Source organism: Luteolibacter sp. Y139 (assembly GCF_038066715.1).
GTDB classification, from domain to species: domain Bacteria; phylum Verrucomicrobiota; class Verrucomicrobiia; order Verrucomicrobiales; family Akkermansiaceae; genus Haloferula; species Haloferula soli.
In genome coordinates this window covers 232,975-259,160 of the sequence record NZ_JBBUKT010000009.1, presented here as the reverse complement: position 1 = coordinate 259,160, position 26,186 = coordinate 232,975, and the positions used below count along the sequence as shown (strand labels likewise).

The 26,186-nt window shown below is 63.1% G+C and carries 18 protein-coding genes; 12 read left to right on the top strand and 6 right to left on the bottom strand.

The window, feature by feature from the left end; genetic code table 11:
* Nucleotides 1-11 precede the first annotated feature (11 nt).
* Nucleotides 12-3,035, top strand: a complete 3,024-nt coding sequence (locus WKV53_RS21050; RefSeq protein WP_341406775.1) for a PVC-type heme-binding CxxCH protein — start codon at nt 12-14, stop codon at nt 3,033-3,035.
* 166 nt (nt 3,036-3,201) lie between these two features.
* Nucleotides 3,202-4,485, top strand: a complete 1,284-nt coding sequence (locus tag WKV53_RS21045; protein WP_341406774.1) for a hypothetical protein — start codon at nt 3,202-3,204, stop codon at nt 4,483-4,485.
* Between the two features lie 71 nt (nt 4,486-4,556).
* Here the strand turns inward: WKV53_RS21045 and WKV53_RS21040 are convergent, their stop codons facing one another.
* From WKV53_RS21040 to WKV53_RS21025, 4 genes are all read right to left on the bottom strand, one after another.
* On the bottom strand, nt 4,557-4,811 hold the full coding sequence (locus WKV53_RS21040) for a CDGSH iron-sulfur domain-containing protein (RefSeq protein ID WP_341406773.1): 255 nt from the start codon (nt 4,809-4,811) through the stop codon (nt 4,557-4,559).
* Nucleotides 4,812-4,850: 39 nt separating this feature from the next.
* Nucleotides 4,851-5,054, bottom strand: coding sequence for a hypothetical protein (locus WKV53_RS21035; RefSeq protein WP_341406772.1), 204 nt, complete (start codon nt 5,052-5,054; stop codon nt 4,851-4,853).
* A 260-nt stretch (nt 5,055-5,314) separates the two neighbouring features.
* On the bottom strand, nt 5,315-6,736 hold the full coding sequence (locus WKV53_RS21030) for a glycoside hydrolase family 10-like protein (protein ID WP_341406771.1): 1,422 nt from the start codon (nt 6,734-6,736) through the stop codon (nt 5,315-5,317).
* Nucleotides 6,737-6,800: 64 nt separating this feature from the next.
* The gene (locus WKV53_RS21025; RefSeq protein WP_341406770.1) at nt 6,801-7,178 is read right to left on the bottom strand and encodes a VOC family protein; all 378 of its coding nucleotides are present in this window, start codon (nt 7,176-7,178) and stop codon (nt 6,801-6,803) included.
* 129 nt (nt 7,179-7,307) lie between these two features.
* On the opposite strand from WKV53_RS21025, the gene WKV53_RS21020 reads away from it, so the two are divergent.
* The 5 genes from WKV53_RS21020 to allE all read left to right on the top strand — a co-directional run bounded on the left by WKV53_RS21020 (nt 7,308) and on the right by allE (nt 11,484).
* Nucleotides 7,308-7,760, top strand: a complete 453-nt coding sequence (locus tag WKV53_RS21020; RefSeq protein WP_341406769.1) for a universal stress protein — start codon at nt 7,308-7,310, stop codon at nt 7,758-7,760.
* Nucleotides 7,761-7,835: 75 nt separating this feature from the next.
* Nucleotides 7,836-8,165 carry a hydroxyisourate hydrolase gene (gene uraH, locus WKV53_RS21015; protein WP_341406768.1) on the top strand — a complete coding sequence of 110 codons (330 nt, stop codon included), beginning with the start codon at nt 7,836-7,838 and terminating at the stop codon, nt 8,163-8,165.
* Nucleotides 8,135-9,382 (top strand): M20 family metallo-hydrolase, encoded by a 1,248-nt coding sequence (locus tag WKV53_RS21010; protein WP_341406767.1) that lies wholly within the window; start codon nt 8,135-8,137, stop codon nt 9,380-9,382. The genes uraH and WKV53_RS21010 overlap by 31 nt, the downstream gene beginning before the upstream one ends.
* Nucleotides 9,379-10,710, top strand: a complete 1,332-nt coding sequence (gene allB, locus WKV53_RS21005) for an allantoinase AllB (protein ID WP_341406766.1) — start codon at nt 9,379-9,381, stop codon at nt 10,708-10,710. The genes WKV53_RS21010 and allB overlap by 4 nt, the downstream gene beginning before the upstream one ends.
* A 33-nt stretch (nt 10,711-10,743) precedes the next feature.
* Complete coding sequence (gene allE / locus WKV53_RS21000; RefSeq protein ID WP_341406765.1) at nt 10,744-11,484, top strand: (S)-ureidoglycine aminohydrolase; 741 nt, start codon at nt 10,744-10,746, stop codon at nt 11,482-11,484.
* Between the two features lie 6 nt (nt 11,485-11,490).
* Here allE and WKV53_RS20995 read toward each other — a convergent pair whose 3' ends face one another.
* Nucleotides 11,491-12,120, bottom strand: a complete 630-nt coding sequence (locus WKV53_RS20995; RefSeq protein ID WP_341406764.1) for a hypothetical protein — start codon at nt 12,118-12,120, stop codon at nt 11,491-11,493.
* Nucleotides 12,121-12,255: 135 nt separating this feature from the next.
* Between WKV53_RS20995 and WKV53_RS20990 the strand changes: the two genes are divergently transcribed.
* The 3 genes from WKV53_RS20990 to WKV53_RS20980 all read left to right on the top strand — a co-directional run bounded on the left by WKV53_RS20990 (nt 12,256) and on the right by WKV53_RS20980 (nt 21,923).
* Nucleotides 12,256-13,488, top strand: a complete 1,233-nt coding sequence (locus WKV53_RS20990) for a M20 family metallo-hydrolase (protein WP_341406763.1) — start codon at nt 12,256-12,258, stop codon at nt 13,486-13,488.
* Nucleotides 13,489-13,550: 62 nt separating this feature from the next.
* Nucleotides 13,551-17,249, top strand: coding sequence for a xanthine dehydrogenase molybdopterin binding subunit (gene xdhB / locus WKV53_RS20985; protein ID WP_341406762.1), 3,699 nt, complete (start codon nt 13,551-13,553; stop codon nt 17,247-17,249).
* A 102-nt stretch (nt 17,250-17,351) separates the two neighbouring features.
* Nucleotides 17,352-21,923, top strand: a complete 4,572-nt coding sequence (locus WKV53_RS20980; protein ID WP_341406761.1) for a LamG-like jellyroll fold domain-containing protein — start codon at nt 17,352-17,354, stop codon at nt 21,921-21,923.
* A gap of 75 nt (nt 21,924-21,998) precedes the next feature.
* Here WKV53_RS20980 and WKV53_RS20975 read toward each other — a convergent pair whose 3' ends face one another.
* Nucleotides 21,999-22,508: a GNAT family N-acetyltransferase gene (locus tag WKV53_RS20975; RefSeq protein WP_341406760.1), complete on the bottom strand. Its 510-nt coding sequence runs from the start codon at nt 22,506-22,508 to the stop codon at nt 21,999-22,001.
* A 184-nt stretch (nt 22,509-22,692) separates the two neighbouring features.
* Between WKV53_RS20975 and WKV53_RS20970 the strand changes: the two genes are divergently transcribed.
* Together WKV53_RS20970 and WKV53_RS20965 are read left to right on the top strand one after the other, a co-directional pair.
* Entirely contained in the window at nt 22,693-25,257 is a 2,565-nt protein-coding gene (locus WKV53_RS20970; protein WP_341406759.1) for a DUF7133 domain-containing protein, read from the top strand.
* Between the two features lie 4 nt (nt 25,258-25,261).
* Nucleotides 25,262-26,179 carry a ThuA domain-containing protein gene (locus tag WKV53_RS20965; protein ID WP_341406758.1) on the top strand — a complete coding sequence of 306 codons (918 nt, stop codon included), beginning with the start codon at nt 25,262-25,264 and terminating at the stop codon, nt 26,177-26,179.
* Nucleotides 26,180-26,186 lie beyond the last annotated feature (7 nt).

Sequence of the window (26,186 nt, the reverse complement as noted above, 5' to 3'; positions counted from 1 at the left end):
ATGGAATTCCCATGGCGTTAATCCGCATCCTGCTGCCACTGCTTTTCCTGGGAACCCTTTTGCTCGGCGCCGAGCAAAAGGCCAAGGAGCCGCGGGCGATCGAAGTCCTGTTTTTCGGCGACGACGAACACCACCGCCCGCTCGACCAATACGCCATCTTCAAGGAAGCCGTCGGCAACAAGGGCATCCACCTGACCTATGAAAAGCGGATGGACGCCCTCACACCGGAGAACCTGGCGAAATACGACGCCCTGCTGATCTTCGCGAACCATCAGGAAATCACCCCGCAGCAATTGGCGGCGGTAAAGGGCTTCGTCGACAATGGCGGCGGCTTCGTCCCGGTCCACTGCGGCTCGGCCTGCTTCAAGAAGAATGACGAGTACGTCGCCCTCGTCGGCGGCCAGATCGAGGGACACGACACCGGCACCTTCACCGCCGACGTCGTGGCTCCGGATCACCCCATCATGAAGGGCTACAAGCCCTTCGAAACCTGGGACGAAACCTACCGCCATCACAAGCTCTCCAATGACATCACCGTCCTCCAGAAGCGCGGCGACGAGCCGTGGACTTGGGTCCGCCAGCAGGGCAAAGGCCGCGTCTTCTACACCGCCCACGGCCACGACGAGCGTTGCTGGAAACAAGAGGGCTTCCACGATCTACTGGTGCGCGGCATCCGCTGGGCGGTCGGTGATAACGTGTCGCTGATCGACCTGCCGGAGCTGAAATACGAGGTGCCGATGCTCCCGGCGCGCTACGAGACCAAGCTGCCCGTGCCGAAGATCCAATCGCCGCTTTCCCCTGTGGAGTCGATGAAGTGCGCGCAGGTCCCGGCCGGCTTCCAGCTCTCCCTCTTCGCCTCGGAGCCGGATATCGTGAACCCCATCGCCATCGCGTGGGATCATCGTGACCGCCTGTGGGTGGTCGAAGCGCTCGATTATCCAAACGACATGCAGTCTCCGGGCAATGACCGCCTGAAGATCTGCGAGGACACCGATCACGATGGGAAGGCCGACAAGTTCACCGTCTTCGCCGAACACCTCTCGATCTCCACCTCCGCCGTCTGCGTGACCGATGGAGCCATCGTCACCAGCGGCTCGCAGATCCTCCTGCTCAAGGACACCAACGGCGACGACAAGGCCGACCAGCGCACCGTGCTGCTCGATGGCTTCAAAACCCACGACACCCACGCGGGTGTCTCGAACCTTCGCCAAGGCTTCGACGGCTGGATCTACGGGACCGATGGCTACGCGGGCTTCGATGGCACCGTTGGCGGAAAGCCGGTGAAGTTCGATACCGGCGTCTTCCGCTTCCTGCCCGATGGTTCGCGCCTGGAGTTCCTCGGCAAGACCACCAACAACACCTGGGGCCTCGCCTTCACCGAAAACTTCGACGTGCTCGGCTCCACCGCCAACCGCCAGCCGAGCTGGCAGGTCATCGGCGACAACGGCCCGGTGCACAAGGCCGACAAGGGCACCCGCATCTTCCCCACCACGCTCGATGTGCAGGGCTCGGACGGCTGGGACCCGCCCGTCGAGCTGCTCGGCGAAGGCCGCATCCGCGCCAAGGCCCGCCATTACACCGCCGCCGCAGGCCACGGTATCTACACCGGCAAGCGCTTCCCTTCCGAATGGCAGAACAAGGCCGCCTTCGTCTGCGAACCGACCGGCCACCTCGTTTCCATTGGCTGGCTCCGAACCGAGAACGCCGACTTCTTCGCCGACTTCGATGGCAACAACCTCTACGCCAGCTCCGACGCTTGGTCCGCCCCCGTCGCCGCCGAGACCGGACCGGATGGCGCGGTCTGGATCGCGGATTGGTACAAGATCATCGTCCAACACAACCGTCCCGGCGCCCCCTTCGAGCAAACCAAGGTCGAGCGTGGCAAGGGTGGCGCCTACGTGACGCCGCTCCGCGACAAGCGCATGGGCCGGATCTATCGGGTGCTCCCGAAGGACGACAAAGAGCCGGAGCTGAAGCCACTCGACCCGGCCAAGCCCGAATCACTGCTCGAAGGCCTCTCCGACGCGTCCCTGGTCCGCCGCCTTCACGCCGAGCGGTTGATCGTGGAAAAGGCCGATGCCGACCTCGTTCCCCAGCTCTTGGAACGCGCAAAGGACAACATCCACGCCCTCTACGCCCTCGGCGGCCTGGGATACGTCTCGGAGAGGCCCTTCGAGCGGGTGACCCTGCTTAAGGACATCGTGAAAACCTCTTCGTCGTCGGGTTGCAGAAGGGCTGCGATGACCTTTTGGCCCACCGTTGAGCCGCCCCCTGTCCTCGATCCCAGTCACGAGACGGACCCCTTCTTCATTCGCGAATGGCTGCTGCAGGTAGCCCGGGCCAATCCCAGCGAGGGCCTCGGCAGCGAACTCCGCGATTGGCACCGCAGCCAACAGCAACTTCGCCGCGGCGAAGTGTTGGATCGCTGTTTCGCCGCCGCCGCCGCGCGTCACTACGTCGGCTTCCTGCTCGCCTCGCTCAAGAACCCGCCTGATCCGTCCGTGTTGAAGGAGCGCATCTATCCCGCTGCGATCCGCGCTTTCGCTGAAAGCCGTCCTTCGCAAATCATCGAGCGTTTGGAAAACGATGACTCACCCTTGGCCAAGGCGCTCAAGGAAGCCCTCGTCGCAAAAGCCGCCACCAAGAAATACAATCCGCCCGCCGACCAACTCACCCGCGGTGAAGCCGTCTATGCCCGCACCTGTGCCGCCTGCCACCAGAGCACCGGCACCGGCGTCGATAGCGCCTTCCCGCCGCTCGATGGCTCGCAGACCGCCATCGGCGACCCGGCCAATCCCATCCGCATCGTCATCCACGGCCTGACCGGCCCGGTCGAAATCCCCGGCAAGCCCGCCGTGAATTCGCTGATGCCACCGGTGGGCTTGATGAACGACGCCGACATCGCCGACGTGCTCAGCTACGTCCGGCACTCATGGTCGAACGACGCCGCTCCCGTTTCCGCAGAGGACGTGACCAAGGTCCGCGAGGCCACCAAGGACCGGCAATCAGCGTGGACACTCAAGGAACTCCATTAGGTCCCTCGGACCCTCTAACAGAATCGTCATTTCTTCCGGCATTTATCCCGCTTTCCCGCCAAGTCTGGCACACGAACGATGCTTATCATTCTCGCGGTTGCCGTATATTTAATGAATCAATAACATATCCTTGAGAAAAGCGCCGGGATGCCTTGAAATGGGGCAAATGGACGGCGCGACGCTTAATCCCTATGCCACCCCGGTTACGGAGGTCGAGTCAGGCGAACAAGCGCGGAAGTGGATCGTCCAAGGCTCCGTCGTGTGGGTCCAGGACCATGCGGTGCTGCCTCCGGTCGATTTGGAAGGCGGCCGCACCAGCGGCCCGCTCACCCCGGTCATGATCAAGCTGCCGGGCATTCACCAGCCCGGCGGCGGCCAAGCCGCGCGCCCCAGGGCAGCACGCGGCTATGCGGCAGTCCCCGCCTTGCGGACCAGAACCCGGCGCAAGCGCTTGCGCTCGCTCCTCTTCTGGATCTTCGCCGCGTGGTGCTGGCTTCCTATCATCTTTCCTCCCGGTGGCGAGATTCAGATCGGCTCGCGCGTCCTGATGGCGGAAATCAGGATGCTGGGATCGATGTTCGCCGTCCCTGCGATTCTCGGGATTTGGCTGTGGGGCGCGCTCGACCGCGGAGTGCGAAGCGGGCGGCTGAACAACGGGTGGTACCCCGTGCGCGGCATCCATCCCGCCGCCCTGATGGAACTTGCCCGGCGCGGACACGAACCGGCACCGCCGCTGCGCCGTTACAAGGTCTACCGGGTCTACAGCCATCGCTTGCCGCTGCGGGCGCTGATCCCGCCGAGTTATCGCTGGAATCCTGTCATGTGGGTACTCATGGCGGTTTTCAAAGCGCGCCGCTCCCCGATGCTGGCACAACGCCATTTCCATTGGTCGGAGCGTGTCATCGAGCATGCATCCCAGGTCGACCCCGAGATGAAAGAATCCTGGCGGAAAAAGACCGCCGGCACCGGGCTCGAATCGTGGACCGCACGATGGTCCGGTTTCAGGGATTCTCTGCTACCCAGCATCCGGTCGCTCACCTCGGTGATGGCGTCGCCAGACGGTCGTTCCTTTGCGGTGGTCTGCCGCGTGAGAGCCTCACTGGCGGAATCTCTCACCGAGCATGAGGACGTTCAGTTCTTCAGTTGGACGGCAGACGGTCGGGTGCTGGAAACTTCGTCAACGCCGTCTCTGGGGCCACGGCCTGAGACCCACGACTTCCGGGAGATCAGGGGTTCATTCAGGACCATCTGGACCGCCCATCAGCGACGGGCTGGCGAGGTCGCCATTCCTCTCCGCGGCGATCAGGATCTTCACGACAGGCTCAATGCCGTGGATACCGAATCCTGCGCCCTGCTACAGGCCGCGGGAATCCTCAGCCCGGTAGAGGAAGTCGAGCTCCCATGGGGAAACGAATCGCTCTCCGGACCGCCGCCGATGCCGAAAGCCTGAAGTCAGGAATTCCTTTTTTCCCGTTTCCTATACATCCCGGAAAGGAGGAAAATGCCCCTTCTGCGAAACGCTCACCGATCGGCTTGAGGCAGCCTCTTGTGACTCCCGTCGCAATGCGGCGGATTGGCCGTATGCTTGCACTGGCACCACCGCACGGTGGTCGGCTCCGCGCACTCGAATCTCACCGGCTGCAGGCCGGTGCCCTTGTGGCTGCCATCGCAGAAGGGCTGGTGCGAGGAAAGCCCGCACGAGCACCAGAAATGCACGCCGGCCTCAACCTCCAGAGACAACGGCTTGGTGTCGCAAATGCGCGGTGCTTCCGCCATGCGATCACCGTGGAAAATGTCCCGCCCGCTGGCGAGCGATCACTCGAAAATCGCGACCGGCTTCTCGGCCTTGGCGGTCTCGAGCGACTTGTCGGACTGCGGCTTGGCGGCCTTGGCCGATACCGGCACCGAGCCCTTGCCATACTGCGGGTAGCGCTCGACCGGCACATCGGTCATGAAGGTGGCAGCAAGCCAGACCGCCAGCAGCGCGGCGGTTCCCGTTACGAAAAATCGGACGTTCATCAAGGAGGTCAAAGGTGCAGCGCTGGGGGGCCGCCAGATGGGTATGTGGGACGCGCGTCTTATGCGTTAGATCCTTTAGGAAAGTAAAGGAATTTCAGTGTCTTGCAGTGCGATGCGCGGCGGGTTTCCAGCACTTCCGATGCCGGGGAGCAAGGGCAAATCGCGGAACTCCGACCAAAGTCTTACGCACGGGAATCTAACGGCTTTCAGAGCCCGTTTATTCACCATCGTCTCGCAGAAGGATTTGCCCCTTCAGGCGATCAGCGAGCCAGCACCGTCGGCGCGCTCACATTGCCGAAACGATCCACTGCACTGACCGCCACCGCGTCCGGCTGGCCGGCGACATTGATGCTGCTCGATCCCCCGGAAGCGACCTTGGCCATCCGCCATTGGTTGCCGAAGCGGGCCTGCACCGCATAGCGGGCCGTGGCACGGTCGCCGCTCTGGACGCTGATGGTCACTCCTGAGCCATTGCCGCTGGCGCTTGCGGAGGGACTGCCCGGCGTCTTCTGGCTCAGCCATGGCATCGGCGGGACCAGCGCGGGCTGGGAGTAGGCCCCTTTGGCCAGCATGTCGGAAATGCCGCCCTGGTTCTTCGTCAGGCCCTTCACGCTCCAGTGGAGGTGGCCGGACCAGTTCTTCCCGATGCGGCGGGAAAGCTCGACCTGCTTGGTGATCTCCGACGCCGGACGGCCATCTTCCGATCCGCCGATGCGCGTCGTGGCGATCCCCGGCCACACCGGTCGGCTGCCCTGCTGGCGCCACCACGAAAGCAGCGCCGAGAAGCTTTGCTTCTGCGGCTGATCCTTCCAGTAGAGCTGCGGCGCGAGGTAATCCACCCAGCCATTCGCCAGCCACTTCCGGGCGTCGCAGCCGAGTTGTTCGTAGGAGTCGATCCCCGCTTCGATGCCCGACGGCACGCCCGGCCGCCAGATGCCGAACGGTGAAATCCCGACCCGCACCCACGGCTTGGTCCGCTTCACGTCCCCGTAGAGCTTCTGCACGAAGTCATCCACGATCTTCCGGTGAACCGCCGGCGAGCGCCCGTCCGGGAACGGCCGGCCACCTTCGGGATAGGGATAGAAATAGTCGTCGAGGTGAACGCCATCGACATCGTAGCGCTGGACCACATCGAGGATGGCCCCGAAAGCCCGCGCACGCGTCTCGGTCTCCGCAGGATCGCACCACAGGAGGTTCCCGTAGCGCTTCGTGATATTGGGAGAAGCCTTGGCGACATGGCTCGCGCAGCACGCTTGGCTGGCGCTGGAAAGCGCGCGGAAAGGATTGAACCACGCATGGACCTCGATCCCCCGCGCGTGCGCCTGCTTAATCGCGAAGTCGAGCGGGTCATAGCCCGGCGACTGGCCCATGGTTCCGGTCAACCAAGGGCTCCACGGCTCCTTCGAGGACTGGTACACCGCATCGGAATGCGGGCGCACCTGCAGGATCAGGGCGTTCATGTTCAGCGCTGCCATCTTATCCAGGATGTTCCGCATCTCCGCCTGCTGCGCCCCGGCAGAAAGGCCCGACTTGCTTGGCCAGTCGATATTATGGACCACCGCGGCCCAGGCACCCCGGAACTCACGGGCAGGCATCGGTGCCTTTTCGCCGGAGGGGCGGTAGGCTTGTGCGGAGGCGAGTGATGAGAGCAAGCAAATCAGGGCGGCGATCCGGGCGAGCATGGCGCTTTAGATGCCCTGAATATCTAGCAGGTGCAAGTAGCGATGCCGCCCGGCCACCTAACCGTTATGGGCGCTCCAGGATCTCGACTTCGTAGCCATCCGGATCGGTCACGAAGGCCATCTTGCGCTCACCGGAGGAGAACTTCTCGCGCCAGCCGCCGGGCCAGATCTCGATGCCGGCTTTCTCCACGCCGTCGCAGTATTCGATGATGTCCGGCACGCCGAGGGCGGTGTGCATCAGGTCCTCGGGGCACTTGGAGGTGTAGTCCGGCGAGTAGCAGAGCTCCAGGAAAACGTCGTTGCCCGGCAGTTCGAGGAAGGCGAGCTTGTTCCCTTGCGGCGAGTCCTGGCGGCGGGAGTCGGTGTAGCCCAGCTTCTTGTAGAAATCGACCGAGGCTTCGATGTCGGCGACGCGGATGCGGGTGTGGAGGAACTTGATCATGGCGGCGCGAACCATGAACGTGGACCGGCGCGCTGTCATCCGCGGATCGCGCGTGGATTCTCAAAGTCGGCGCGTGATCCACCCTTCGTTGGCATTTCCCCGAATCCCGTGCTAACAGGTCACGTAGCCATGAAAACCATCGTTGCCGCCGTCGATTTCTCGAACTCCACCGCCGGAGTGCTGGAGGCCGCCGTAAAAATCGCGCGGGCCTTCGATTCCTCGCTCCACCTGCTCCATGTCGTGGAACCGGAGCCAAGCTACACCGCCTATGGCTTCACGCCGGACGAATTTCCCGCCATCCACCTGTTCCAGGAAGAGGCCCGCAAACGCGCCACCGCACGGCTGCAGGAGGCCCTTGGCAAGGTCACCGGCGACGTTCCCGGCGCTACCGTTCACCTCGCCGAGGGCAGCCCAATGCACGCCATCGTGGACTATGTCCACAAGATCGGCGCAGACCTGGTGATCGTCGGCTCGCACGGCCACGGTGCCGTCGCTTCCCTGCTCCTCGGCAGCGTGGCGGAAGGCATGGTCCGCAAGGCCGTGGTGCCCACGCTGGTGATCCCGGCGCCAGCCGCGAAGTAAGCTACCGGTCACCCTGGTCTCGCCAGCCTGCCGGGAACCTTGCCCCCCGGCACCGGATCTGCTGATGTTAGACCGATGGGGAAATTGACCACGCATGTGCTCGATACCGCCCGCGGCCAACCTGCCGCGGGGATGAAGATCGAGCTGCTGAAAGAGGGCGCGCTGTTGCGCATGATCACGACCAATGCCGACGGTCGCGGCGATGGTCCTCTGCTCGAAGGCGACGCCGTGGTCGAAGGCAGCTACGAGCTGCGCTTCCACGTGGCTGACTACTTCCGCTTTCAAGGCGTCGACAGCCCCTTCCTTGATGTCGTCCCCGTATGCTTCCGCATGGAAGCGGGCGGCTCGTATCACGTCCCGTTGGTCTGCTCGCCATGGGCCTACTCCACCTATCGCGGGAGCTGACGATGGACGGCTTCGAACCAGCACTGGAGCGGCTGCTCGCACGGATCGAGGAACTCGGAGCGATCACCGATACGCCCGGCTCGCTGACCCGCACCTTTCTCTCCCCCGCCAATCTTCAGGCCGCGCGCCAAGTGACGGCGTGGATGGAAGCCGCGGGATTGAAAACCGAGCATGCCGCCGGCGGCACCATCCGCGGCATTCTCCCGGGCAAAGACCCATCGCTTCCTCCGCTTCTACTCGGCTCCCACCTCGATACGGTGATCGACGCCGGTAAATACGACGGCGCGCTCGGTGTGCTCATCGCACTCGCCGCGCTGGAAGCCGCCGGTCCTCTCGACTTTCCCGTCCACGTGCTCGGCTTCTCCGATGAAGAAGGCGTGCGCTTTCACGCCACCTACCTCGGCAGCCGCGCCTGCGTTGGTCAGCTCACGGATGAAATGCTCGCGATCCGTGATGCCAATGGCATCTCGCTGGGCGAAGCTTTGGAACGCGAGGGCTGGCATGAAGGCGCCTCCTCGTTTTCCTACGAGAACTCCAGTAGCAAGGGCTACGTCGAAGTCCACATCGAGCAAGGGCGGGTGCTGGATGAGCTCAAGGAAGCCGTTTGCGGCGTCTCCGCAATCTGCGGCCAGAGCCGTCTATCCATCAAGCTGCTCGGCCAAGCCGACCACGCTGGCACCACCCCGATGCCGCTCCGTTACGACGCTCTCACCGGAGCCGCCGAGTGCATCCTAGAAGCGGAAAGTCTGGCCGTCTACAATGAGGGGCTGGTCGCCACCGTCGGAAAGCTTGATGTGAAGCCGGGAGCCTCGAACGCGATCCCCGGCGAAGTTAAATTCACCCTCGATTTCCGCCATCCCGACGATGCCAAACGCGAACGCCTGCTCGCCAACTTGCTCGAACGCTTCGGAGTCATCACCAAGCGCCGCAAGCTCCAGCTTTCCTGGGATCTCGTTCAGTCGAATGCAGCGGTGCCTTGTAGCGAGGCGCTGACCGGCTCGCTGCTGGACGCGCTTGAAAAGCACGTCCGGGCCCGCTTCACGATCCCCAGCGGCGCGGGCCACGATGCCGTGATGATGTCCACCGTCATGCCGGTCGCGATGCTCTTTGTCCGCTGTCGCGCTGGCCTCAGTCATCATCCGGAAGAATATGCGGGACCGCGCGATATTGCCGTGGCACTGAGAGTGCTCGTGGACTTTCTTCAATCCGTCCGATGAGCCAGTTCGACACCATCCTGCGCCACGCCTCCGTCGTCACTCCCGGTGGCTTGCGCACGCTCGATGTTGGAATCTCCGGCGAACTCTTCGCCGACATCGCCGAGAATCTGGCCGGCTCAGCCCAGGTGGAAATCGATGCCACCGGCAAGATCCTCTTCCCCGGCCTCGTCGACGCGCACGTCCATTTCAACGAGCCCGGCCGCAGCGAGTGGGAAGGCTTTGCCACCGGCTCCGCCGCGCTCGCCGCGGGTGGCGGCACCTGCTTCATCGACATGCCGCTGAACTCGACGCCACCGGTGCTCGATCTCGCCAGCTTCGCCGCCAAGCGCCGTGCCGGGGAAATGCACAGCCGCCTCGACTTCGCGCTGTGGGGTGGCCTCACGCCGGACTCGCTGCCGCACCTCGCCAATCTCGCCCGCGCAGGCGTCGCCGGCTTCAAGGCCTTCATGTGCCCCAGCGGCCTCGATGAATTCCAAGCCGCGAACGAAGCGACCCTGCGCAAGGGCATGCACGTGGCCGCAGAGTTCCATCTTCCCGTCGCCGTCCACGCCGAAAGCCCGGCGGTGATCGCCGCGCACCAGAAGGAATTCCCGCTGCCGCATCCCGGCACCATGGCCGATTGGCTGGCCTCTCGTCCCGTCGCTGCGGAGATCGCCGCCATCGAGATGGCGGTGTCCTGCGCCCGCGACACTGGCTGCGCATTGCACATCGTTCACGTCAGTGCGCCTGAGGGAATCGATCTCATCCGCGCCGCCAAGCGCGAAGGCATCAACGTCACCGCGGAGACCTGTCCGCATTACCTGCTGCTCGACCGCGATGCTGCGGAACGGATCGGCCCCGCCGCAAAATGTGCGCCACCCCTTCGCTGCACCGGCACGCTGGATCGCCTCTGGCAAGTGCTCGCCGCCGGCGACATCGACACCATCGGCTCCGATCACTCGCCGTCACCGCCCGAGCTGAAGGAGGGCAATGACTACTTCTCCATGTGGGGCGGCATCGCCGGCTGCCAACACGGGTTTCCACTCTTGATCGAGCGCGCGCTCCGCGAATCGACGTGGCAACAACTCGCCGCGCTGACGTCCATCAACCCCGCCAAGCGCTTCCGCATCGACAGCCGCAAGGGCGGCATCGCCCCCGGCCTCCACGCCGACTTCTGCCTGCTCGCGCCCGGGGAATTCACCATCGAGGCCAGGGACCTTCTCACCCGCCACCACATCTCGCCCTACATCGGCATGCGCCCCGCGTGGCAGGTGAATGCCACCTGGCTCCGCGGCCACCCCGTCTCTCCCGCCACCCACGGGCGCTTCCTCCAGCCCGATGACCATTGACGGCTGACCGATCTCCACTGCTGACTCTCGCCCATGACTCCCCTTTTCGGCCACACCCGCACCCGCGTCTCCATGCGCCATGCGCTGATCGCTCCCGATGGCCACGTGCCCAGCACCTATCCCGGCTGGGATGGTGCCACGGCCTACGTGATCCTTTCTCCGGCGATGGGAGCAGACCTTTCGCAGATCCTTGTCGTCTATGAATCCGGCGGCGGCACCGCGTGGTTCCCCGCGGATGAAAACGAGCACGTCCTTTACGTCGAGAGCGGCAACTGCCGCGCCGTGTGGGACGATGGCGATGTCACGCTGACCGCCGGCGGCTTCCTCTTCGTGCCCTCGGAAAATGTCCTCGCCCTGCACGGCGACGAAGGCACGCGGCTGACGATCTTCCGCAAGCTCTTCGAGCCCGTCGAAAGCCTCGAAGCCCCGCCCGCCGTCCACGGGAACATCGCCGACATCCCCGGCGAACCCTTTCTCGGCAATGAGAAGGCGCGCCTGCAAACGCTGCTCCCCATCGACGCCCGCTATGACCTGGCGATGAACGTCTTCACCTACCAGCCCGGTGCCACGCTGCCCTTCGTGGAGACCCACATCATGGAGCACGGCCTGCTCATGCTCTCCGGCCAAGGCGTCTACCGGCTGGACGAGAATTACTATCCCGTCACCGCTGGCGACGCGATCTGGATGGCCCCGTATTGCCCGCAGTGGTTCGTCGCGATGGGTGATGAACCCGCGAGCTACCTTTACTACAAGGACGTGCACCGGCTGCCGTGAAAGGAGCTACTCCCTGGCGTCACCAACTTCTCCACGCGGACCCGTCACGATCACCACGCCCTCTGGATTCTCCCCGCCGGAACTGAGCAGCACGCAGGCGCCTTCAGAAACCCTGGTGATGCATTCGATGGAATTGGCTCCCGAGACCACCCTTATATGAAGTCTCGTCCCCTCGGGAACGCCAAACGAGTCACCCGAGATGGTCATCGAGCCGACCTTCAAGTCGAAGGCGTCTTCCGAAGTGTCGACTGCTCCCCGAACTGAGGTTTCCGCCGGTTCCAGCAACGACAGCAAATAATTGCGATTCAAGATGCCGACCATCTTCGGACCTGCTTGATCGGCACCGTTTGCTTCGGCCGTAGCATCCGGAGCTTGCTGGATTAGGAGTTGCTTCATGATTTCGGGAGAAACAGAAACCGCGGCAATCTCGCCCTTCCTGACATCGAACAACGACCGCAGTTTCGATCCAGAGTCGATGGCACGCGACGGGCGTCCGGTTTTCCCGTTACCCTCTTCCTTGCTGGCAGTTTCGCGAAGCTCCACGTCAGGAGGATCATCCTTGGCATCCGAAGCATCCGGTTCCTGCCGCATATTCTTCACGGCGATGCCAAGAAGCGCCACGAACAGAACGGCCAAGAGCAGTCCGAGATTCCTTTTCCGGTTCAACCTGAGAACCTGTCTAGGTTTCGGCAGGGATCCGGCCAAGCTGGAACTTGATTCGGCCGGAACATGGCTTCCCTTCCGGCACGCTTCCTGCCCATGCTCTAACCGATGACTGCCATCTCCCGCCTCGACCGCGAGATCGACGAGCTCGCTGCAATTTCCGCCCACCCGGCTCCGGCGGTGACGCGGGTCTTGTTCTCGGCGGAGGACATCGCGGCGCGGCAGTGGCTGATGGCAAAGGCGAAGGAGGCCGGTTTCTTTGTCCGCTCCGATCCCGCCGGCAATCTCCTCATCCGCTGGGAGGGCGACGAGCCCTGCCTGCCCGCCGTGGCCACCGGCTCGCACACCGATGCTATCCCGAACGCCGGCAAGTACGATGGCGTCGTCGGCGTGCTTGGAGGCTTGGAGGCGATGCGCCAGCTCAAGGAAGCAGGTCACGAGCCGAAGCGGAGCATTGAGCTGATCATGTTCACCTCGGAGGAGCCGACGCGCTTTGGCATCGGCTGTCTCGGCAGCCGCCTGATGGCTGGCACCACCTCGCCCGACGATGCCCGGACGCTGCGCGATCCCGATGGTCGTTCGCTCGATGAGCTGCGCGAGGCCGCTGGCTGCCGAGGCGATCTGGGCGCCGTGAAAGTTTCTTCGCTCTCCTACTCGGCCTTTGTAGAGCTGCACATCGAGCAGGGGCCGCTGCTGGAAGCCGCGCAACTCGACATCGGGATCGTTGAGAAAATCGCGGCACCGTCTGCCTTCCGGCTGCTCTTGAAGGGTTCCGGCGGCCATGCCGGCGCGGTGCTGATGAAGGACCGCCGGGATGCCTTCCTCGCCGCCGCCGAGATCGCCCTGCTGGTGGAACGCGCCGCCCTCGAAAGCGGCAGCCCGGACACCGTTGGCACCTGCGGGCTGGTGGAGGTGAAACCCGGTGCGATCAATAGCATCCCCTGCGATGTGAAAATGGAGGTGGATTTCCGCGACACGAATCGCGAGGCCCGCGACAAGGCGCTGGGCAAGATCGGCGACGGCACCCGCGAGATCTGCGGGCGTCGCGGCATCGAAATCGACTGGCAGGTCATCAACCAAGACCCGCCCGCGATCTGCGAGCCGACCCTGGTCGCATTGGCGGAAAGCAAGGCCAAGGCCGCGGGTTTCAGCTGCCAGCGGATGATCAGCCGCGCCTACCACGACTCGCTGTTCATGGCCCGCATCTGCCCCACGACGATGATTTTCATCCCCTGCTACAAGGGCTACAGCCACCGGCCGGACGAATACAGCTCGCCGGAAGCGATCGCGAAGGGAGTCGCGGTCCTGAAGGAGTGCCTCAAGGAGCTGAGCGTGAAATGAGCAAGCGCGGCCCGGTGCAAACTGGCGCGTGATTCTGGCCAAGGGATTGCTAGACTGCCGCCGTGTCCGGAAACCCGTCCATCCTGCGAATCAATGGCCAGGCCCACGATGTCTCGCGGGTTCCGCTTCACGAGACAGTCCTCGATTTCCTCCGCCGGAATGGAATGACCGGCACCAAGTGCGGATGCAATGAAGGCGACTGCGGCGCGTGCTCGGTGCTCTTGTTAGAGCCGGGAGGACAGCCGAGATCGGTGAATGCCTGCCTCGCCTTCGTCCATTCCTTCGCCGGTCGCGAGATCCGCACGGCGGAAGGCATCGGCAAGGACGGCGAACTCCACCCGGTACAAACCGCGATGGTCACCTGCAATGGCTCCCAGTGCGGCTACTGCACGCCCGGCTTCATCGCTTCGATGACCGAGGCCTGGCAGCGCGGGACCACCACGGACGAGGACATTTCCGATCAGCTCTGTGGGAACCTCTGCCGCTGCACCGGCTACCGCCCGATCCGTGAGGCGATGCAGCAGGCATTGTTAGAAAAGGAAAACGGTGAGGCGTGGGAGACATGGATGAAGCCCGGTGAAGTTCCTCCGCCACCATTCGCCAGCCATCCCGACGGCGGCCTCTTCCTCCGGCCGGATCGAATCTCCGACGTCCTCGCCTTCAAGAAGCAGCACCCCGAAGCGACCTTCGTCGCCGGAGCCACCGAAGTTGCGGTGCTGGTGAATAAGCGCCACCTGCGACCCAGCGTCCTCATCTCGCTCGATGGCGTGCGCGAGCTCGCCGTGATCCGCCGCCACGAGCATGAGTGGGAAATCGGCGGCTCGGCACGGCTGACCGATATCCAAGACGCGCTCGGCGGTGAGATCCCGGCGCTCGACGAAATGTTCCGATGGTTTGCCTCCCGGCAGATCCGCCACCGCGCAACCCTCGGCGGCAATCTCGCGACCGCCTCACCGATTGGTGACAGCGCCCCCATCCTGATGGCACTCGATGCGGTGCTCTTGCTCGTCTCGCCCGAAGGCGAACGCGAGGTGCCTATCGCCGATTTCTTCATCGGCTATCGCAAGACGGTGCTGCGCCCGGATGAGCTGATCCGCGCCATCCGTATCCCGCGAAAGCCTTCCGGCCGCGTCGCCTTCTTCAAGGTCTCCAAGCGCCGCGAGATGGACATTTCCATCGTCGCCGCGGGCATCCGCATCGTGACTGATGCCGCAGGTCTCATTACCGAAGCGCGACTCGCCTTCGGCGGTGTTGCGGAAAGGCCCCTGCGCGCCACCGCTGCGGAAGGCGCTCTCATCGGACGGTCACTTGCCGCGCATGAGGACGTCCTCGATCTGTTGGAAAAGACCTTCACTCCGCTGGATGACGTTCGCTCCAGCGCCAGCTATCGCCGCTCCATCGTGAGAGGCTTGTTCGAGAAGTTTGTCGCCGGTGAAGCACCGGAGCCATCGAAACCATCGGCCACATTCTCCGGCGGTCACGGCATCCCGCATGAAAGCGCAGCCGGCCATGTCACGGGTGGCGCCCGATACGTTCACGACACGGCTCTTGGCCGCTCGATGCAGGAAGTCTGGGCCATCCGCTCAAAGGTCGCCCACGGAACGCTCCGCAGCATCGACCTCGCAGCCGTGAAGTCGTCGCCCGGCGTCTCCGTGGTTCTCACGGCGGAAGACATTCCCGGAGCCAACAACAGCGGACCCGTCCGCCATGACGAGCCCTTGCTCGCCGAACATGAGATCCTCTTTCACGGCCAGGTCATCGCGCTGGTCGTCGGCGAATCACTCGAAGCCTGCCGCATCGCCGCGGAGAAGGCTGTCATCGAAGTGGATGAACTGCCGCCATTGCTCGGCATCTCCCAAGCCATCGCCGCCAATTCATTCCACACCGACCCACACGTGCTGGGCCGAGGCGACGTGGAGACCGGACTGAAGGAATCGACACACCTGTTGGAAGGAGAATTTAGCTTCGGCGGACAAGAGCACTTCTATTTGGAGACCCACGCCGCATGGGCGGAAAGCGATGGCGAGGGTGGAGTCCACGTCGCGAGTTCCACCCAGCATCCTTCCGAGATCCAAACGATTGTCGCGGAGGTGCTCGGCCTGGCGCGTCATCACGTGGTGGTCGAGTCACCGCGCATGGGCGGGGGCTTCGGCGGAAAGGAAACGCAGGGCAATGCCATCGCCGCGCTGTGTGCCTTGGCTGCGGTGAAGACTGGCAAGCCAGTCCGCTGGCAACTCGACCGCGACGAGGACATGAGTTCCACCGGCAAGCGTCACCCCTTTCTCGCTCGCTACAAGGTTGGCTATGACGACTCCGGAAAGCTCCACGCACTGGACGCACAGCTCTTCTCCGACGGCGGCTGGTCGCTCGATCTCTCGCAGCCCGTCACCGACCGCGCGATCTTCCACCTCGATAACGCCTACTACATCCCGCACGAGCGCTTCGAGGGCCGCGTCGCCAAGACCCACACCGTCTCGAACACCGCGTTCCGCGGCTTCGGCGGGCCGCAGGGCATGCTGGTCATCGAGGAGATCATCGGCCGCATCGCGCTCAAGCTCGGCCTGCCTGCCGAGGAAATCCGCGCGCGCAACTTCTACCACGGCACCGGCGAGACGAATACCACCCACTACGGCGAGGAAATCGGCGACAACCGCATCCATCGCATCTGGAGCGAACTACTAGAATCCTCGGAGTTTTCCCAACGCCGGAAAGACATCGATGTCTGGAATGCCACCAATCCCCATCGCAAGCGCGGTCTCGCCATCACGCCGGTGAAGTTCGGGATCAGCTTCACCCTCACCCACTACAATCAGGCCGGTGCCCTCGTGTTGATGTACACCGACGGCTCGGTGCAGGTGAACCACGGTGGCACCGAGATGGGCCAAGGCCTGCACACGAAGATCCTCGGCGTGACCATGAGGGAACTCGGGCTGCCCGCGGAGAAGATCCGCCTGATGCACACCCGCACCGACAAGGTGCCGAACACCTCGGCCACCGCCGCCAGCTCCGGCTCGGACCTCAATGGCATGGCCGTCGCCGACGCCTGCCGCCAGCTCCGCGAACGCCTCGCCCCGCTCGCTGCGGAAAAGCTGGAGTGCCAGCCTGAGGAGATCGTCTTTGAAAACGGCGATGCGAAGGGACCGCAGGGAAGCGTGCCCATCGACCAGCTCGCCGGCATCGCCTACACCCGGCGCATCTCCCTCTCGGCTGCGGGCTTTTACGCAACGCCCGACCTGAAGTGGGACTGGAACGTCGGCAAGGGTCGACCCTTCCATTACTTCGCCTGCGGCGCGTCCGTCAGCGAAGTGGAGGTCGATGGCTTCACCGGCATGCACCGCGTGAAGCGGGTGGATATCCTCCACGACGTCGGCGACTCGCTGAACGCCGCAGTGGACCGCGGCCAGATCGAAGGCGGCTTCGTCCAAGGCATGGGCTGGCTGACCTGCGAGGAGCTGAAGTGGAACCCGAAGGGTGTGCTGCTGTCCCACAGCGCCAGCACCTACGCCATCCCCGCCATCAGCGACGCGCCGGAGGATTTCCGCGTCGCACTTCTCAAGGACGCCACCCAAGCCCGGACCATCCACGGCAGCAAGGCCGTCGGCGAGCCCCCCCTGATGCTGGCCATTTCCGTCCGGGAAGCCCTCCGCGATGCCGTGGCGGCGTTTAGAACAAGTGGGGACTTTGACCTGCCGTCCCCCTGCACCGGGGAGGCGGTGAAAATGGCGCTGGAGACCGTTAGATCAGCGAAAGACGAAGCCTGAATTTTGTGACGCTTCTGTCAGACGGCGTTCCAAAAAACGCGTTTGCTAATTCAAACGTTCGTCCGTAGTAGCTGATTCGGCCCCCAGCCAACCCAAAAACCCATGTCCCTTAGCGCCCTCGTCCGGGCAGGTCGGTCCCTGTCTGCGACGTCCCTTGTTTGTGCGACCGCGAGCCTCCTCGTCTTCGGAAATGCGTACGCCCAGCCCGGGCTCGACGCACCCGAGGCGATTGCTCCGTATCTGAACGGGAATTTCCCCACCACGGAGCCCAGCTCCGCGGGCGAGTGGACCGTCCAGGAGACCTACACCGGCATCAATATCAACCTGCCGACGCACCTGACTCCTTATCCGGGGACGAACAAGCTGCTCTGTGTAGCCAAGGAGGGACGGATCCTTTTGTTCGATGACAATCCGGCGGTGGCTACCATGGACACCTTCCTGGACATCCGCTCGCGGACCTTCACTTCCAGCGACTGCGGGATGACTTGGCTGGTCTTCCACCCCAGCTTCGGCGTCGCGGGAAATCCGAACCGCGGCTACGTCTACGTCACCTATAAGTGGGCGCCGTCCACCGGCGGCGACGGCCATCAGGCCTACTGGCGCCTGTCCCGCTTCACGGTGCCGGATGGCACCCAGGCAGCCGACCCGAATACCGAGCTGGTCCTCATCCAGCAGTACGACCGCCAGGAATTCCACGACAGCGGCTGCATGATGTTCGGCCCGGACGGCTACCTCTACGCCGCCATCGGCGATGAAGGCGGCGCGAACGACCAGTACAATGTCGGCCAGAAGATCGATAACCGCCTGTTCTCCGGCATCCTCCGTATCGACGTGGACAACAAGGCCGGCAACCAACCGGTGACCACGCGCCGCCAGCCAGCGCAGCTCACCATGCCCGCCGGTTGGCCGAATAGCGTCACCACCGGCTACTCGATCCCCGCGGACAATCCCTTCATCACCCCGGGCAAGCTCTACCTGGAGGAGTTCTACGCCATCGGCCTGCGCCAGCCTTACCGCTTCTCCTATGACGCCGCCACACAGACGACGTGGATCGGCGAAAGCGGCCAGGACACCAGCGAGGAGCTGAGCATTCTCACCAAGGGCGCAAACTACGGCTGGCCCTTCCGCGAGGGCACCGTCGCCGGCCCCCAAGCCCAGCCCGCGACCATCTATGGCACGCTGAAGGAGCCGGTCTGGGACGTCCTTCACGCCGCCGGGCCGGATGGCTGCCAGGTCGGCGGCTTCGTCTATCGCGGCACCGCCCATCCGGAACTCACCGGGAAATTCATCACGGTGGACAATGTCAGCGGCCGCATCCGCGCATTCAGCCTCAATGCAGGACAAACCGCCGCCACCGCGACCTACCTGACCGACATGCCGAGCGGCAGCGTTTACAGCGGCACCTCCACCATCGGAAAGGACCAGTCAGGCGAGCCGGTCTTCATCAAGATCAATGGCACCGGCACCCGCGGCCGCTTCATGAAGCTCGCGCTGGTTCCTCCTGCGACCACCAATCCGGTGTGGTACCGCTTCGAAGACCAGGCCGCCTCGAATACCTCCGGCTACGTTTCCGAAAATCCCGACAATGCCACCGTCGACGTGATCGACAACGGCATCAAGATGCTCGCATGGGATGACAACACCACTTCCGCCAATACGCGCTACGCGGCATCCAACGGCCTCACGCCGGTCGGCGCGGCGTCCAATACTTCCGGCGTCCATATCGTTGGCTCGGCTGATGGCGATGGCTATCCGGGCAATGCGAATGGCGACCTCTACATGTCCGAGAAGCTGGGCAAGCTGGACAACTTCACCATCGAACTCAGTTTCCATCCGGTGGTCAGCACCTTGGGCGGCGGCTACCAGTGCTTCATGGGCCTCGATGGCACCACCGGCGTCGTCCCCGAAGGCGGCGAAAATGGTCCACCGATCCAGCCCTTCCGCCTGATGCGCTGGGGCCGCAATGACGCCACGGCCAATCCCGGCGTGCCGCTCGATGATGGCGACCTCTTCCTCAATGTCCGCACGCTTAATCCGGCGACCCAGCAGTGGCGCTCGAACGCCATCGAGATCTTCGACGACTCGGTCTTCGAAACCACTGACCGCTGGTATCACCTCGCCATCGTCGGCAATGTTTCCACCGGCACGCTGACCGTCTATTCCTACGAGGGCGGTAGCTACGTCCAGAAGGGCCAAGTCACCGGCTACGTCGGCAATCTCCAGTCCGGGGTGTGGACGCTCGGCCGCGGCATGTACAATGGAAACGCCGCCGACTGGGTCGCTGATTCCACCTTCGACGAGGTTCGCATCGCGAACTCAGCTCTTACCCCGAGCCAGTTCCTCTATGCCACCCAGCCGTGGCAACCGGTGGTAGTCGTGAGCAATCCGCCCGCGCTGCTTTCTGAAACCGGCGCGTTTACCAATCTCGCCACCCTCACCCCGGCTCCGGGAGTGATCCCTTACACGGTGAATGCACCGCTATGGTCTGACGGTGCAGCGAAGCAGCGCTGGATCGCCCTGCCGAATGACGGCACTCACAACACTCCGCAGGAAAAGATCGGCTTCAATCCGGAAGGCCCATGGTCGTTCCCGGCCGGCACGGTGTTCATCAAGCACTTCGAGCTGCCGACCAATGAAGCGAACCCATCCATTCACAAGCGGCTGGAGACGCGCTTCATCGTGATGCCCGCGAGTGGTGAGCCCTATGGAGTCACCTACAAGTGGCGCGCCGATGGTAGTGATGCCGACCTCTTGCCCGCCGGCCTGAGCGAGGACATCACCATCACTGAAGCCGGCGGCGGCACGCATGTCCAGAAGTGGGACTACCCGAGCCGCACCGACTGCCGCATTTGCCACAATTCCAATGCCGGTCACGTGCTCGGCCTCAAGACGTGGCAGCTCAATGGCGACCTCACCTACGCCAAGACCGGCCGCACCTCCAACCAGCTTGAGACCTTGGCGAGCCTTGGCTGGTTCGACTCGAACTACAAACCGGAGTTCCTGCCGTGGTACCTGAAGAGTCGCAATATCAACGACACCACCGCCTCGCTCGAATCACGAGTCCGCTCGTACATCGACTCGAACTGCTCGCAATGCCACCGTCCGAATGGCGTGCGCGCGCTCTTTGACGCACGCCTCACCACGCCGCTTTCCGAGCAAGGCTTGATCCAAGGCCCGCTCGTCGAGCCCGCGGCCGAAAGGGTCATCACTCCCGGCAATCTCAGTCTCTCGATGCTGAAGATCCGCCACGGGACCACCGGTCTGATCAAGATGCCACCGCTGGCGAAAAACGTGGTGGATGATCAGGCGGCGCAGGTCATCTCCAATTGGATTCTCTCCCTGCCATCCGCGCCCGGTGTGGAGCTTGTCGCTCCCGCCAGCGCGGGAGGCCCCTTCACGGTGGACGTGCATTTCACTGAATCCGTCACCGGTCTCACCACCGGCGATTTCTCGATCACCGGTGGGAATGCCACCGGCTTGACCGGCAGCGGTGCGAACTACGTGCTCACCATCACACCGAGCTCGAATCAGATCGTGGTGAGTCTCCCCGCCGACAAAGCGCAGGCCAGCAGTCACGGCAACTACGCCTCGGCCAGCCACACCGTGGTCATCAATGATGTCGGCTTGCTCGCGTGGCTGAAGCTGGATGAAACCACCGGCACGACCGCGGTGGACAGCTCGCCGGCGGAAAATCATGGCACGCTGGTGGACATCGAAGCAGGCGACCACATCGCCGGAAAGTTCGGCAACGCGCTGCACTTCGATAATACCGACGAACGCATCACCATGGCGAACGTCGCACCGAATGACTTCACCGTCAGCTTCTGGATGCGCACCACCCGCGCCTTCCCTGCCACCACCAATCCGCCGAACGGCCTCGCCATCTTCAATGCCGACAGTCCGGGAGCCGCCACCGATTTCCTGATCGCTGGCACTCAGGATGCCGGCATCAACCGCGTCTCCTTCCAGACCGGCCTCGGCTCGGGTGGAGCGAACCAGATTCTCCACGCCACCAGTGCGGTGAACACCGGCAACTGGGTCCACGTCGCCTGCACTCGCGTGAAGACGACCGGCGAAATGAAGATCTACATCAATGGCGCGCTGGAAGCGACGCGCACCGGCAGCCTCGCCACCCTGAGTGCCAATCCCGTCCTCTGCATCGGCGCCACGCCGGGCAATGCCGCTGCCAGCTACGAGGGCGATCTCGATCAGATCCGCATCTATAACCGCGCGCTGTCCGCTGCGGAAGTCACCGGCCTGTCCCAGGAAAGCGATGCCCTGCCGCCCTACGACCAATGGCTCGCCACCTACCTGCCGGGCCTGTCGTATCTTCACGGGCCCGACCTCGATCCGGAACACGATGGCACCACCAACTTCGGCGAGTTCGCCTTCGGTGGCGATCCCTTGAAGTCGAATGTCTTCCCGGTTCCATTCACCCGCGCGGCGAATGGCAGCGTGACGCTCAGCTACAAGGCCCGCCAGGCTCCTGCCGGTGCCACCTATCAGGTGCAGGTCGCCAACAATCTGACCAATTGGACCAATGCCAGTCCGAATATCACCAATGTGATCCACACGCCGATCCCCGGCACGGACTACGAAACGGTGACCGTGACCTATGTCCCGCCAGCCCCGGGAGCGAAGTTGTTCTTCCGCGTCGAAGCTTTGCAGCCGTAGGCCAAAGTGGTCCGCACTCTCCGAGTGCGGACGAAGTCGTTCTGGCGGCCCCATGTTCCAAGGCCCGGCGCAGTGTCATCTCGATAGCTCCATCCGGTAACGCACTTCATGAAGAGTGCAGCCCGGACGCTCCACGGTTTTCCCCGCCCCGTCAGCGCGCATCCCCATGGCTTCGTAGAAGCCGCGGCCACGTGAGTTTTCGGCCAGCACCCACAAGGTCATCGCCGTGAAACCCTGCTGCACCGCGGAAGCAACAGCCGCCGCGAAAAGCAATTTCCCGCATCCGCTTCTCCATCTATCTGGATCGATATAAATGGCCGCGATCTCGGCGACCCCATTCCCGTCTTCATCCCGCGAGGAGATCAGATGGCAAAAGCCCGTCAGCTCCGATCCCGATCGCGCCACCAGCATCACCCCTTTCTTATCCCGGATGAATCGCTCCCACACCGGCACCCGGGATTCCGGATTCAACCCGTCCAGAAAATCATCCGGCAGGATTCTCCGATAGCCCTCCTTCCACCCGGCTATCTGGATCTCGGCGATTCGCTTCCCGTCCGCGAGCGTTGCTTTTCCGACTTCGGTCATGAGGTGGAGATTCTCCAAGTGGAATCCAAACTGTCGAAGACTGCCTAAACCGTCAACGACACGAGTGCCACCTGCCGGCAATGTCCCCGCTTTGGGGACTACGGTATTGGGAAAATTCCACCGATGGTTCTCGTAGGATTAGTCGCCTCTCAGGCCGCCCATTTTTCCCGATCGAACCCACACGATGAAATCCCGCATCCTTTTGCTGTCTTTGGCCTCGGTCACCGCGGCGCACGCGCAGGCCGACAAATTTCCGCCGATGCCTGCGGTCCAAGCGCAGACGCCGCAGCAGGCAGCGAAGAGCTTCGAGCTGCCGCCGGGCTACCGGATGGAGTTGGTCCTCAGCGAACCGGAGATCACCGACCCGGTAGTGACCGCCTTCGATGGAAACGGGAGAATGTTCGTCGCGGAGATGCGGACCTACATGCAGGACATCGATGGCAATAATCAGCGGAAAACCGCCAGCCGGATCTCCCTGCACACCGATACCAACGGCGACGGCACCTACGACAAGCACACCGTCTTCGTCGACAATCTCATGCTGCCCCGCATGATCCTGCCGCTCGGCAAAGGGCAGATCGTGGTCAACGAGACCGACAGCCTGGACCTCTATCTCTACACCGACACCAACGACGACGGCGTCTCGGACAAGAAGGAACTCTGGTGGGCAGGCGGCCCTCGCGGCGGCAATCTCGAACACCAGCCGAGCGGATTGGTCTGGGCGATCGATAACGGGATCTACACCACCTACAACAGCTTCCGCCTGCGCTGGACGCCCAATGGCATCAAGAAGGAGGAAACCAAGGCCAACGATGGGCAGTGGGGACTCAATCAGGATGATCTCGGCAATCTCTACTACGTCAACGCAGGTGGCGAGAAAGGACCGATCAGCTTCCAGGCTCCGGTGGTCTATGGGATGTTCAATCCACAAGACCAGTTCGCCGATGGATTCACGGAACTCTTCCCCGCCGTGGGCGTCCGGGATTTCCAAGGCGGTCTGGGCAAGGTGCGGGAGCCGGAAGGCACACTGAAAAGCTTCAGCTCGGGAGCCGGCATCGAGGTCTTCCGCGGCGACCAGCTTCCTTCGGAGCTTTTAGGCGACGTGTTCTTCGGTGAGCCGGTGGGCCGTCTTGTTCGACGCGCGAAGGTTTCCAACAACGGCGGGCTCAAGGTTCTCAGCAATCCTTACCAGGAGCAGAAATCCGAATTCCTCCGCTCCAAGGACCTCTGCTTCCGCCCGATCAACATGACCACCGCTCCCGATGGCACGCTCTACATCACCGACATGTATCGCGGCATCATCCAGGAGGCTGCATGGGTGAATCCGGGGAGCTACCTCCGCAAGGTGGTGGAGCAGTATCAATTCGACAAGGTCATCGGCCACGGTCGCATCTGGCGGCTGGTGCACACCTCGACCCAGAAGGTGAAGCCACCGCGGATGTTCGACGAACCGACCGCCCAGCTTGCGACCCACCTCGCCAGCCCCAACGGCTGGTGGCGCGATACTGCCCAGCGCTTGCTCATCCTGCGCCAGGACAAGTCGGTGGTGCCGCTGTTAGAGAAAGTGGCAAAGCAGCACAAGAGCCCGCTGACGAGGCTGCATGCGCTCTGGACCTTGCAAGGACTGGACGCTGTGACGCCCGAACTCGTCCGCGCCAAGATGGCGGACACCGACCCTGGAGTCAGGGCCGGTGCCATCCGCGTCAGTGAGACGCTCTTCCGGAAAGGCGATGCCTCATTCCAAAAGGACATCGAGAAACTGGCCAAGGATCCTGATCCAAACGTTGCGCTTCAGGCCTGCATGACCGCGAAGTACTTGGCATGGCCGGATCACATGAAGCTGGTCTCCGATACGGTGCTGAACTCGACTGCCAAGGGCGTCAAGGAAATCGGGGCCACCCTCATGCTTCCGCCGGGACAGAAGCTTACCGAGTATTCGGACAAGGAGCGTGTCGTCTTGAAGAAGGGAGAAGAAATCTACTCCACCCTCTGCGCGAGTTGCCATGGCCAGAATGGACTGGGACTCGAAATCGCCGGCATGAAGGGCCACATGCTCGCCCCGCCTCTGGGAGGATCGAAGACGATCAACATCAACCCGAAGGGCGGCATCTACGTGCTCTTGAAGGGGTTGCAGGGCGACATCGACAACAAGAAGTACGAAGGCCTGATGATTTCGATGGCGAGCAATGACGACGAGTGGATCGCCTCCGTGCTGAGCTACGTCCGCAACAACTTCGGGAACCACGGCACCTTCGTGAGTCCATCCGATGTTGCCCAAGCCCGCAAGGATACCGAGAGCCGCAGCTCACCGTGGACCTATCAGGAACTCCACGCCCAGCTCCCGCAGGTCATCCCGAGCAACAAGCTGAAGGTCACGGCCAGCCACAATGGAGGCGAAGCAAACCGGGCCATCGATGGCAGCGCCGAGTCCCGCTATACGACGAACAAATTCATGGAGCCCGGCATGTGGTTCCAGATCGAGCTTGATGCGGAGACCCCGGTCATCGGACTGGTGCTGGATACCAGCGGCTCCGCCAATGACTACCCGCGGGGTTATGAAGTCACTGTGTCGAAGGATGGACAGGAGTGGAGCCAACCGGTCGCGAAGGGTGACAGCAAGAACGCGATCACCGAGATCTCGCTAGATGGCACTCCCAAGAAATTTATCAGGATCACGCAGCTTGGAAGTGCTCCGGGCAATTTCTGGTCGATCCATGAACTCCGCGTGCTCGCCGATCCGAAGAAATAATTCCATGAGCATCTTTAAATCCATCGTCACCGCGTCCGTTGTCTCGCTCGCTTGCTCCGGCACCGTCTTCGCCGCTGGCAAACACCTCACTGTCCTGATCGTCACCGGGCAGAACAACCATGACTGGGTTCGCAGCACGCCGATCATCGAACGCCTGCTGGAAGAAACCGACCGCTTCGATGTCAGCGTGAGCACCAGTCCGTCCAAGGACTCTCCAGACGACGCTTGGAATGATTGGGCGCCGCAGTTCAAGAACTACGACGTGGTCCTGAGCGACTACAATGGCAAGATGTGGCCTGATCCCGTGAAGCGGGACTTCGTCAGCTATGTGAGCGGCGGCGGGCACGTGGTGCTCGTCCATGCGGCGAACAATGCCTTCGGCGGCTGGTCGGAATTCGAAGAAATGACCGGCCTCCTTTGGCGCGGACCCGACGGAGGCGACCGTCTCTATCTCGACGAGAAAGAGCAACTCGTCCGCCAGCCGAAAGGCGAAGGGCCCGGCGGCGGCCACGGCGCGGGGCACCCCTACGCCATCACCACCCGCGACGATCAGAATCCCATCTTCAAGGATCTCCCGAAGGTCTGGATGCACGTCAGTGACGAACTCTATCACGCCCAGCGCGGCCCGGCCAAAGACGTGCACATCCTGGCGACTGCCTTTTCCTCCAAGGAAAGCGGCGGCACCGGTGTCCATGAGCCGATGGTCTGGTGGATCCCCTACGGCAAGGGAAAGGTCATCACCCTGGTCCCCGGTCATTTGGGAACCAACGACAAATACCCCACCACCTACGACTGCACCGGCTTCCGCACCGTGCTCCAGCGCTCCGTGGAATGGGTCGCCACCGACAAGGTCACAATCCCGCGGCCCAAGAACTTCCCGGACGCCGATAAGACCAGCGTGGTGCCCGAAGCGGTGAAGTAGCGTCAAA